Below are 11,469 nucleotides of genomic sequence, written 5' to 3' on the forward strand. Positions count from 1 at the left end.
TGAATAAATAGGTCCTCACACACATTTTGTCACAAGAAAAATGTTACCTTGACTCAAAAGAAAAGCGGAGACCCTGTGAGCCTCCGCTTTGTGATGTTTCTCTCTTTATTGTTCTGCCGAAACCACCTCTAGCTTCGCGGTTGACTTTTGTTTAGACAGCACAAAATAAACCACACACTGAGAAATAATTGCGGCAAGCACAATCACTGGTGAGGCGTTGATTCCAGCTAAAAGAAAACACCCCAATGCGATCATTCCATTGAGTAATGCGTAAGGCAACTGTGTACGGAAGTGCTCATACTGTTCACACCCCGCTCCTGTCGACGACAAAATCGTAGTTTCAGAGATGGGAGAACAGTGATCGCCAAACAAGCCACCAGATAATACCGCACCAATACAAACCAACAGTGGTGCATCAATCGCGACGGCAGTTGGGATCACTAATGGCATCATGATGGCAAACGTCCCCCAAGATGATCCCGTAGCGAACGAGATAATACCGGCCAGTAAAAACGCAACCGCTGGCAATAACCAGTAAGGGAAACCGGCTTGAGCTTGTTCAGCAATGTATGCAGCTGCACCTAATTCTTTCCCAACCGAGCTAAGCGCCCAAGCCAATACCAGAATCACCGCCACTGACATCATGTTTGACATCCCTTTCAGATAAACCTGAATACCATCCGAAAGCTTTCTTACGCCATAAAACGCCATCAGCGCAATTAAAGTGAAGGCCGCGAAGAAATATGCAGAAGAAAGTGCAGCCCTAAACGTTGATCCTGCCACTTTTTGAAATGGAAAACCGTGTGGCACGAGGATGGTACATAGAACCACCAGCATAACGAGCAAAGGCGCCCATACAAAACTGGATTTTGCATTTTTATGCGTAAACACATTCATAGACTCCTGTACTTTCCCAAAGTCGGAGCCCTGTTCTGCTAACTGCTCAGCCTTCGCCATCGGTCCGAAATCTAATTTGAAGAAAGAGACAATCGGCACAATCGCGATCGCAAGAAAGGCGTAAAACTGATACGGGATCGCGCCAATGAAAGCATCCCAATCACTCATACTGACATTCAGGGCAGTAAACTCTTTTTGAATCAATCCCATGATGTAAACGCCCCATCCGATAAAAGGGATCAAGATTGCGACGGGAGAGGAAGTAGAGTCGATAATAAAAGCTAATTTTTGGCGTGATACTTTTAACTTATCAAATAAAGGGCGAAAAACAGGGCCAACAATCAGTGGTGTACCAAGGTCTGAGAAGAAAATAACCACACCACCGAACCATGCGGACAGTTGAGCTTGGCATTTACTCGCAACCCATTGAGTAACCTTTTTAGCAAACGCCACACCACCGCCAGATTTCTCCATCAAGGCAACAAAGCCACCAATAAAGACCAAGAGCAAAATGACGCCCGCATTGTAGCTGTCAGTTAATTGCGGCAGTAGATAGCTTTTCATCAATGCACTAAACGAGTCTAGTGGCCCTTTTTCGACAAATGTCCCTTCGAGCATAGCGACACCACTCACCACACCGGCGAATAAACCAACAACGACATTTCTTGTGGTCAGCGCGAGGAAAAGAGTAATAAGGATGGGAATGAGAGAGGTAACGTCAGCCTGTTCCATAGCAATACCATTTATGATAATCAAACAATTAAAATGAATATATATTTAATTTAACCGCATGTATATATCTCTCACAAAAAAGTTGAGCCACCTCTTCACAAACTTGAAGTACAAAAAAACCAGCCCGAAGGCTGGTTCTTATAAACTCAACTGTCTAGAGGAAAATTATTCCCACTCGATAGTCGCTGGTGGCTTACCTGAAATGTCGTAAACAACACGAGAAATGCCATCAACTTCGTTGATAATACGGTTAGATACCTTACCTAGGAAGTCATATGGTAGGTGCGCCCAGTGTGCCGTCATAAAGTCGATGGTTTCTACCGCACGTAGAGACACAACCCAATCGTACTTACGGCCATCGCCCATTACACCAACAGAACGTACTGGTAGGAATACCGTGAACGCTTGAGATACTTTGTTGTATAGATCAGCTGCGTGAAGCTCTTCAATAAAGATAGCATCAGCACGACGTAGCAAATCACAGTACTCTTTCTTGATTTCACCAAGAACACGAACACCTAGACCAGGACCCGGGAATGGGTGGCGGTAAAGCATGTTGTAAGGCAGGCCTAATTCTAGACCAATCTTACGAACTTCATCTTTGAACAACTCACGTAGTGGCTCAACAAGACCCATTTCCATGTCATCTGGAAGACCGCCCACGTTGTGGTGCGATTTGATCACGTGCGCTTTACCAGTCTTAGATGCAGCTGACTCGATTACATCAGGATAAATCGTACCTTGAGCTAGCCATTTCGCGTTTTTCAGCTTCTTAGACTCTTCATCGAATACATCTACGAATACGTGACCGATAGTCTTACGCTTCTCTTCTGGGTCAGACTTGCCTTCAAGTGCTTTTAGGAAGCGTTCTTCAGCGTCAACCTTGATGATGTTCAAACCAAATTGGTCGCCGAACATATCCATTACTTGTTGACCTTCGTTTAGACGAAGTAGACCGTTATCAACAAATACACACGTTAGCTTGTCGCCGATTGCGCGGTGAACCAGCATCGCAACTACCGATGAATCAACACCACCAGATAGACCTAGGATAACTTCGTCGTCACCCACTTGCTCTTTAATGCGAGCAACCGCGTCTTCGATGATAGATTCCGAAGTCCATAGACGCTCACAGCCACATACGCCAAGAACAAAGTTCTCAAGCATTTGTAGGCCACCTTTTGTGTGTGTCACTTCTGGGTGGAACTGAACACCGTAGTATTTCTTCTCTTCGTTCGCCATCGCAGCGTAAGGACAAGTGTCTGTCTCACCAACTTTTACGAAATCGGCTGGGATCTCTACTACTTTGTCGCCATGGCTCATCCAAACGTCTTGAGTTGCTTCAAGGTCTTTAAATAGAGCACATTCACCAGAAACTTTAACCTGAGCGTAGCCAAACTCACGTTCGTTAGAGCCCGCTACTTTGCCTCCTAACTGTTCCGCCATGGTTTGCATGCCGTAACATACGCCAAGCAAAGGAACACCGGAATCAAACACATATTGAGGCGCGCGTGGAGAGTTCTCTTCCGTTACGCTTTCTGGACCGCCAGATAGGATAATGCCATCTGGGTTGAATTCGCGAATATCCGCTTCTTCTACATCCCAGCTCCATAGTTCACAGTAAACGCCGATTTCACGTACGCGGCGTGCTACTAATTGAGTGTACTGAGAACCGAAGTCCAAGATCAGAATACGTTGGTCATGGATATTTTTAGTCATTTTGAGCAGTCTTTTTAAGGCTAAGTGATTAAAACCGAGGCGAGTGTACTCGCCTCTTCTTAATGCTTCAAGGAAAAAGCAAACGTTTCCGTTAGGTAATTAGTTCCCTAGACGGTAGTTCGGCGCTTCCTTAGTAATTTGAACATCGTGTACATGAGACTCTTGCATACCTGCACCAGAGATACGTACAAATTCAGCTTTCGTACGCATATCTTCGATAGTTGCAGAACCAGTTAGACCCATGCTTGAACGTAGACCACCCATTTGTTGGTGTACGATCTCTTTTAGACGGCCTTTGTATGCGATACGACCTTCGATACCTTCTGGTACTAGCTTGTCCGCTGCGTTGTCAGACTGGAAGTAACGGTCAGAAGAACCTTGAGACATAGCACCAAGAGAACCCATGCCACGGTAAGACTTGTAAGAACGGCCGTTGTATAGAATCACTTCACCCGGCGCTTCTTCAGTACCTGCAAACATAGAACCAACCATCACACATGATGCGCCAGCTACGATTGCTTTACAGATATCACCTGAGAAACGGATACCACCGTCAGCAATAACCGGAATACCATAATCATTAGCCACTTCTGCCGCATCTGCGATTGCAGTGATTTGTGGAACTCCCACACCCGTTACAATACGAGTTGTACAGATAGAACCAGGGCCGATACCCACTTTCACTGCGCTTACGCCAGCTTCGATTAGTGCTTTAGCACCAGCACCTGTTGCTACGTTACCACCGATGATGTCTAGATCTGGGTAAGCAGCGCGAGTTTCGCGGATGCGGTTTAGTACACCTTCAGAATGTCCGTGTGAAGAGTCGATAAGTAGAATGTCAACGCCTGCTTCAACTAGAGCAGCAACACGCTCTTCGTTACCAGCGCCAGCACCAACGGCTGCGCCAACACGTAGGCGACCACGCTCATCTTTACATGCGTTTGGTTTACGTTCTGCTTTGTGGAAGTCTTTCGCAGTAATCATACCGGTTAGTTGGAACTCATCATTCACAACCAATACTTTCTCTACACGAGCTTCGTGCATTTTCTCTTGCACTTCTTCTCGTGTTGCACCTTCTTTAACTGCTGCCAACTTCTCTTTTGGCGTCATTACTGAAGATACTTTCTTAGAAAGGTCCGTCACAAAACGAACGTCACGACCAGTGATAATACCAACAAGCTCATTGCTCTCAGTGACAACAGGGAAACCTGCAAAACCATGCTTTTCAGTGAGTGCAACAACATCAGCGATGGTCGCGTCAGGGTTTACAGTAACCGCGTCAGTTACCATACCAGCTTCGAACTTCTTAACTTTACGAACTTCGGCTGCCTGCTGCTCAATAGACATGTTCTTGTGGATAAAGCCAATGCCACCCTCTTGCGCTAGCGCAATTGCTAGACGAGCTTCAGTAACAGTGTCCATAGACGCTGAAATCATTGGGATGTTTAGGGTGATGTTCTTAGTTAGCTGAGTGCGAAGATCAGCTGTGTTTGGGAGAACGGTGGAGTGTGCTGGCACAAGTAGTACGTCATCGAATGTCAGCGCTTCTTTGGCAATTCTTAGCATTTGCAATATCTCACAATTAGAGGAGTAAAAAGAACAATCCAATCTCATCGTTTCGCATAATGAGGGTAACCTGCGTTAGCAACTAGCTACATTTGGATTAGATATTGCGGAGGGATTATACGGTTAACGCAATCGCTTGACCACAAATTTTTTAATTTTTTTCTTGCAATTAGCCCCTTGCTATGTATTATATTGCCGCTAATTTCCATACTCACGTCTAAGAGATTAGCTGTGCTCTCCAAGACCAATCAAAACATCTTTACTGTTTCTCGTCTCAACGCAGAAGTTCGTTTACTCCTTGAAAACGAAATGGGGATCGTTTGGCTCGTCGGAGAGATATCCAACTTTTCAGCTCCTGTCTCTGGTCACTGGTACCTCACTCTTAAAGACTCTCGCGCTCAAGTTAAATGTGCCATGTTTCGTGGTAACAATCGCCGCGTTACTTTCAAACCCGCTAACGGTAATCAAGTCCTAGTAAAAGCTCGTCTGTCTCTTTATGAGCCTCGCGGTGACTACCAATTGATCATCGAAAGCATGCAACCGGAAGGTGATGGCCGTCTTCAACAAGAGTTTGAAGAGCTGAAAATGAAGCTTGCAGCAGAAGGGTTGTTCGCGCAAATCAATAAGCAATCTTTGCCTGAGCACCCTAAACGTGTTGGCGTCATCACATCGAAAACTGGTGCCGCGCTTTACGATATCTTAGACGTATTGAAACGTCGTGATCCTTCCCTACCTGTTGTGATTTATCCGACAGTGGTACAAGGTGAGGACGCAGCCATTCAAATTGCACAAGCCATTGGTCGCGCTAACAGCCGTGATGAATGTGATGTACTAATTGTGGGCCGAGGTGGTGGTTCATTAGAAGACTTATGGTGCTTTAACAACGAGATATTAGCTCGCACGATTGCAGCAAGCCAAATTCCTATTATTAGCGCCGTTGGACATGAAGTTGACGTGACAATAGCTGATTTTGTCGCCGACGTACGCGCGCCTACTCCATCAGCAGCCGCTGAGCTAGTAAGCCGTGATAACAGCCACAAAGATCAAGCTTTAGTTACCCGCCAGCATAAGTTAGCGAGCGCGATGCGTTACTACCTAGCACAACAAAAGCAGCAATCTGCTCAATTAGTGCACCGTCTAGAGAGACAGCACCCAAGCTATCGCTTGCAACGTCAGACGCAACAGTTAGATGAGTTGGACATGCGCTTACAGCGAGCGATGAGTCGTTTTATTGCCTTGCGTCAACAGCGAATCGAGCGTCAACATTATCGGCTGCAATTAAATTCTCCTGTAACACGCCTTGCCGAGCAGAAGTCGAAGCTAGAACGTGTTGAGCAAAAGCTCATGGATGCAATGGATCGCAAATTACTGACTATGCGCCATCAACTCGCGATTGCCGCAGAAAAGTTGGACACCGTCAGCCCACTAGCGACATTGAAACGAGGTTACTCAATTACTCAAACTGAGCAAGGTAAAGTAATTACGCAATCTTCAGATGTAAAGTCGGGAGATGTATTGATTACCCGGTTAGCCGAAGGTGACGTTCGTTCTACCGTTAACTGAATACAAACTCTGGTTAACTGACTTTCTGGAACTCAAATCGGACACGTGATTTTGATTTGAGTTCATTACACACATTACAAAAGTAACTCGCAGCACCGCATGCTTGCAGCTTCTCCAGCTCCGCCTCACAATCAGGGCAAAAACCTACCTTTTTAAAATCCGATTCACACTGTGCACAATGGTATTGTCCTGTCCATTCCAGTTCGACATTGCAAGTCGGGCAAATGTTCTGCTGCATATCCCGTTCCTCTCTCTAAACTAAGCAATTTCGAGTAACGCATGCTACTCAAAATAACGAACAAGTGTGTTGATCTTCATCACCGCCCCAACAAGTTTCACGAGGCGTTAACCATACTTGATACGTAGGATCTTATACTGATCGTCTGATATTTACTCCTTGATCAGCGATCACCCCTTAAAAGAATATTTATATAACCACACACCGAAAGCATAAGTTACATATTCTGCATTCCAATTTAAGACAGAACAAAAAACCCTAGAGAGATTTAATTAAACGAAAAACCAGAATTTAATAAAAAGATCTTATTCAAAAAGCAGTGTTTACATTGGTGTGCATTTCGATAGTTTGAGCGTCGAGCTTAACGAGTTTAACTTGGATAAAAGCAAACTCATTTAAATGGCTCGCATGCGTTCCACCACAAGGGATTACCGCTAATTGACCTTCCCCTAAATCGCACTTCCAATAGCGAGAATCCGTTAATCTATCGCCGTGGCATTCCATGGTGATCATCGCATCTCTTTGAAGCCATTCAACCAGTTGGCCATTCACTTTTTCTGCAATCGCCTGGAGGTCATTCAGCATATCTGCACTGTTTAATCCTCTTTTACGGAGTGTTTTGCCTAAACGGTACGTATCGAGGCACTTGTCTGGAGTGACATAACTAGTAACTTGCGCATAGCTATTAAAGTCATAATAACCATGTGGGTCTTTGCGGTCTGCGTCTTTTCGCCAATAGTCTTCCGATAGTACTTTATTCAACGCCAAATACGCTAAATGTCCTGCAGTGTGGCCTCGACTCACAGCATTTTGATAGTCTTTATCTACCGCTAATGTTACCAAGTCATTAATTGCAAATGATTCCGTACGTGATAAAACATGCACGACGACAAACACCCAACCTTCAGCATCACGCTTTACAGGGATGTCACTACCCACATACAAAGCACCACTCTCCTGCTCCACTGCTCCAACTTGGCAATCTACTACGTCATGCTCAGACCCATTCACCTTCAACGTTCCTTTATCTGCAGGGTGATCCGGCCATATGTGACTAACGGGATGGAACGGCGTGACATCTGTAATAACGTAAGTCACTTCTTCCGTATATTGAACGAGCTGTATTTGTGCTTCTAATTGCCATGTTTGATGACAAAAACGAGTCTTTGTTGCTGTGATAGTCATTTTTACGATTACTTTTGATAAAAAAATACCCAAGTAGAAACTTGGGTATTCGAATTTCATTATTTATTGCGGTTTTTCACCATCGACATCATACGCTTACGTTTACGCTCTTGTGATAGCGTAAGCTTATTCGTACGGTTCTCGTATGGGTTATCACTGTTGTGGAAGTTAATGCGAATCGGTGTTCCCATAATTTCCAGAGACTTACGGAAGTAGTTCATCAGATAACGTTTATACGAATCTGGCAATTCACGAACCATGTTACCGTGGATAACAACGATCGGTGGGTTGTAACCACCTGCGTGTGCGTATTTGAGTTTGATACGACGACCACGAACCATTGGCGGTTGGTGATCATCCACAGCCATCTTCATGATACGCGTCAGTACTGACGTACCCACACGCGTTGTCGCCGAGTTATATGCTTCTTGGATAGATTCAAACAAGTGACCAACGCCAGTACCGTGCAGCGCAGAGATAAAGTGGATACGCGCGAAGTCGACGAATCCTAGACGGCGGTCCAGTTCTTTCTTCACGCTTTCTTTCACGTCACTGTCTAGACCATCCCACTTGTTAACGGCGATGACAATTGAGCGGCCAGCATTCAGTGCAAAACCAAGCAAGCTTAGGTCTTGGTCTGAAATATTTTCACGTGCATCAATCACCAGTAGAACGACGTTTGCATCTTCTACCGCTTTCAGCGTCTTAACAACAGAGAACTTTTCAACCGTTTCATTGATACGACCACGACGACGAACACCTGCGGTATCAATTAGTACGTATTCGCGTCCATCACGCTCCATCGGGATGTAGATAGAATCGCGCGTTGTACCAGGCATATCGTATACAACCACACGTTCTTCACCCAGAATACGGTTAGTCAGTGTCGATTTACCTACGTTAGGACGACCGATGATCGCCAACTTAATCGGCTGCTCTTGAAGGCGTTTGAACTCTGCTTCTGCGTCTTCTTCAGTGTAATCTTCAACAAGAGGCTCTTCGTCTTCGAATCCAGTCAGGTCTTCAATCTCACCTTCTTCAGATTCACTTGTTAGTAGATCATCAAAGAATGGAGATAAAGCACGCTCAAGCAAAGCGGTCACACCACGGCCATGAGCGGCCGCAATCTGGTACATATCATCCACGCCGAGCTGCCAAAAGTCAGCACACGCCGCATCGGCATCAATACCATCGATTTTGTTTACTACCAGCATCGCTGGCTTTTCAATTTTACGCAGATGCGCAGCAATTGCTTCATCTGAAGGTGTCAGACCAGCACGACCGTCAACAAGGAACAATACAACATCAGCCTCATCAATCGCGGCTAATGACTGTTCTGCCATCTTTGTTTCCACGCCTTCTTCTGTGCCATCGATACCACCAGTATCAATCACAATGAATTCGTGCTCTTCACCAAGTCTCGCCTGGCCATATTTACGGTCTCGCGTTAGGCCTGGAAAGTCCGCAACCAACGCGTCACGAGTGCGAGTCAATCGGTTAAATAGTGTAGATTTACCTACGTTCGGACGCCCTACTAGAGCTACAACAGGTACCATAACAACCTCTACAATAATCTTTCTTCTGTAGTTATAGGTAACGACTTGCTCGATGCCAAATCAAACCAGCTTTTTACCTATAACCACGTCAGGGTTAATAAATTCAAACAACAAAACGGCTCCTAGCTGTCACCAGCCAGGAGCCGAATGTGAATTATATCACGATATTATTCGTTAATGGTTAGTTTCTTTACATCGCCGTTGCGAGTTGTAATCACATAACCATCCGACAATAACGTCGGGCCAACTGCCAAGCCACTATCATCGACAAACTGCTGCGCAACAAATTCGCCCGTTGAACGATCCATCCAGTGAAGGTAACCAAGCGTGTCACCGACAACGAGATAATTGCCAACAATAACTGGCGCTGTAAGTTGTCGGTGCTCAAGCAAGCTGTTTTCCCACAACTCAGTCCCGCTTCGTGAATCAACGGCAACAACATGATCTTTTTCCGTTATCACAAAGATGCGACTACCATCTGTAGAAATGTCTGTCGCAGATGAGTAATTACGCTTCCAAATCGGGTTCGCTGAACGCAAGTCAATGGCGATAAGTTGACCATTGTATCCAATGGTGAAAAGAGTACCGCCTAGCACAATTGGCGATGAATCAACGTCAACCAAACGATCAATTTCTGTCGCGCCTTTTGGCGTACCAACAGGCTGTTGCCAAATCAACTGACCACGCTCAACGATAGCAGCTGCGAGTCGGCCATTTGCCGTTCCCCAAAATACACCGCCGCCAATTGCAGTCGGAGTACTGTCGCCACGTAAAGTTAAGTTCGGCACTTCTGTGCTTAATGCCCAGCGTTGCTCACCTGTACTCTCATTAAGGGCAATCAGCATGCCTCGGCTAGTATTGATGATAATAAGGCCTGAATCTGCAACTGGCTTCGCCAGTACCTCACCACCAACTTTTACACGCCAAACAATTTCACCTGTTTCTTGGTCAAGAGAGATGACTTCACCATTCTCAGAGCCAATGTAAAGGTTTCCGTATGCCGCTGTGATACCACCAGAGAGACGAGCAATGACATCTTCTTCTAGGTCCGTTTGCCAACGTTGTTTACCATTCTCAGGATCCAGCGCTTTTACTAAGCCATCACGACTTGCCACGAACAATGTATCATTCGCAAATACAGGGGATAGTTTTGAAAAGTAATGACCGACACCATCGCCAACCGACGTGCTCCACTCACTACTGGTTGTAAACTGACTGTCTACCTGAGGTAGTGGCGCCATTACAATGGTGTCTTTCTCACCTGCACAACCGGCAAGTACTCCCATTGTTAACGCCCCTAGCAAGGCTTTCTTAAAGACTCTTTTCATCCAATGCGGTCCTTATTTCGCCAGATCGTCCAATTTCATTTGTAGTGTCGGGCTTGCATCTGCCGCTTGCTGAGCTTCAGTATACGCAGCGTACGCAGCATCTTTGTCACCTTGGCGAATCGCAATATCGCCACGAAGTTCAGCAATACGACCTGTCCATGCTGTATCAGTGACGTTACTTAGCTCTGCCGTTGCAGCGTCGAAGTTACCCATTTCCGTCTCAATACGCGCAATGCGGTAACTAATCAATGGTAACAACGCAGCATCTTGAGTGTTGCTTTGCGCCCACTTCAGTTGCTCCAATGCAGCAGAAAGGTCTTGAGCTTCAACTTGTGCTTTAGCAAGTTGTAGTGCAGCCAATACTGAATATTCTTTTACTTCATTTGACTCAATGAAAGCTTTCACGTCAGCTTGAGCATCAGTGCCTTTGTCTTGCAAAGCATTCATTGCTGTCGTGTAGCTTTGAGAAGCTGCTTCACTCGCCTGAATCACAGAATCCTGGTAGTAACGCCAGCCAAATAGACCACCTAAACCAACAACCGCACCGATGATGACGGCTTTGCCGTTTTCCTTCCACCAGTCTTTAATGGCTTCAACTTGTTGTTCTTCAGTATCGTAAAGTTCCACTTCCTGTCCTCTTAAAACATGTAAATGGCAGCTTAGCTGCCATTGTTCCTATTTCGTT

9 protein-coding genes are annotated in these 11,469 nt (G+C 45.6%); 1 reads left to right on the top strand and 8 read right to left on the bottom strand.

The window, feature by feature from the left end; genetic code table 11:
- Window positions 1-105: 105 nt before the first annotated feature.
- The 3 genes from R7F64_RS19970 to guaB all read right to left on the bottom strand — a co-directional run bounded on the left by R7F64_RS19970 (window position 106) and on the right by guaB (window position 4,914).
- Window positions 106-1,629, bottom strand: a complete 1,524-nt coding sequence (locus tag R7F64_RS19970) for a Na+/H+ antiporter NhaC family protein (protein ID WP_005381684.1) — start codon at window positions 1,627-1,629, stop codon at window positions 106-108.
- A 165-nt stretch (window positions 1,630-1,794) separates the two neighbouring features.
- Window positions 1,795-3,348 (bottom strand): glutamine-hydrolyzing GMP synthase, encoded by a 1,554-nt coding sequence (guaA, locus tag R7F64_RS19975; protein ID WP_005381685.1) that lies wholly within the window; start codon window positions 3,346-3,348, stop codon window positions 1,795-1,797.
- A gap of 99 nt (window positions 3,349-3,447) precedes the next feature.
- The gene (gene guaB, locus R7F64_RS19980) at window positions 3,448-4,914 is read right to left on the bottom strand and encodes an IMP dehydrogenase (RefSeq protein ID WP_017633908.1); all 1,467 of its coding nucleotides are present in this window, start codon (window positions 4,912-4,914) and stop codon (window positions 3,448-3,450) included.
- A 231-nt stretch (window positions 4,915-5,145) separates the two neighbouring features.
- Here guaB and xseA point away from each other — a divergent pair, with 231 nt between their 5' ends.
- A complete protein-coding gene (xseA, locus tag R7F64_RS19985) occupies window positions 5,146-6,477 on the top strand; it encodes an exodeoxyribonuclease VII large subunit (RefSeq protein ID WP_017633909.1) in 1,332 nt (443 codons plus the stop codon).
- Between the two features lie 13 nt (window positions 6,478-6,490).
- Here xseA and R7F64_RS19990 read toward each other — a convergent pair whose 3' ends face one another.
- The 5 genes from R7F64_RS19990 to R7F64_RS20010 all read right to left on the bottom strand — a co-directional run bounded on the left by R7F64_RS19990 (window position 6,491) and on the right by R7F64_RS20010 (window position 11,411).
- A complete protein-coding gene (locus tag R7F64_RS19990) occupies window positions 6,491-6,715 on the bottom strand; it encodes a zinc ribbon domain-containing protein (RefSeq protein WP_005381691.1) in 225 nt (74 codons plus the stop codon).
- A 309-nt stretch (window positions 6,716-7,024) separates the two neighbouring features.
- The gene (locus R7F64_RS19995) at window positions 7,025-7,900 is read right to left on the bottom strand and encodes an alanyl-tRNA editing protein (RefSeq protein WP_213915320.1); all 876 of its coding nucleotides are present in this window, start codon (window positions 7,898-7,900) and stop codon (window positions 7,025-7,027) included.
- Window positions 7,901-7,959: 59 nt separating this feature from the next.
- Window positions 7,960-9,456, bottom strand: coding sequence for a ribosome biogenesis GTPase Der (gene der, locus R7F64_RS20000; protein ID WP_017820569.1), 1,497 nt, complete (start codon window positions 9,454-9,456; stop codon window positions 7,960-7,962).
- A 167-nt stretch (window positions 9,457-9,623) separates the two neighbouring features.
- Window positions 9,624-10,784 carry an outer membrane protein assembly factor BamB gene (gene bamB / locus R7F64_RS20005; protein WP_005381696.1) on the bottom strand — a complete coding sequence of 387 codons (1,161 nt, stop codon included), beginning with the start codon at window positions 10,782-10,784 and terminating at the stop codon, window positions 9,624-9,626.
- A 12-nt stretch (window positions 10,785-10,796) separates the two neighbouring features.
- Entirely contained in the window at window positions 10,797-11,411 is a 615-nt protein-coding gene (locus R7F64_RS20010) for a YfgM family protein (RefSeq protein ID WP_005381697.1), read from the bottom strand.
- Between the last annotated feature and the right edge of the window lie 58 nt (window positions 11,412-11,469).

This window comes from Vibrio sp. Vb1980, from assembly GCF_033338615.1.
Taxonomy (GTDB): Bacteria; Pseudomonadota; Gammaproteobacteria; order Enterobacterales; family Vibrionaceae; genus Vibrio; species Vibrio alginolyticus.

Bases quoted from the DNA above. Each gene is read 5' to 3' on its own strand.
- R7F64_RS19970 (WP_005381684.1), bottom strand. From the start codon at position 1,629: ATGGAACAGGCTGACGTTACCTCTCTCATTCCCATCCTTATTACTCTT.
- guaA (WP_005381685.1), bottom strand. From the start codon at position 3,348: ATGACTAAAAATATCCATGACCAACGTATTCTGATCTTGGACTTCGGT.
- guaB (WP_017633908.1), bottom strand. From the start codon at position 4,914: ATGCTAAGAATTGCCAAAGAAGCGCTGACATTCGATGACGTACTACTT.
- R7F64_RS19990 (WP_005381691.1), bottom strand. From the start codon at position 6,715: ATGCAGCAGAACATTTGCCCGACTTGCAATGTCGAACTGGAATGGACA.
- R7F64_RS19995 (WP_213915320.1), bottom strand. From the start codon at position 7,900: ATGACTATCACAGCAACAAAGACTCGTTTTTGTCATCAAACATGGCAA.
- der (WP_017820569.1), bottom strand. From the start codon at position 9,456: ATGGTACCTGTTGTAGCTCTAGTAGGGCGTCCGAACGTAGGTAAATCT.
- bamB (WP_005381696.1), bottom strand. From the start codon at position 10,784: ATGAAAAGAGTCTTTAAGAAAGCCTTGCTAGGGGCGTTAACAATGGGA.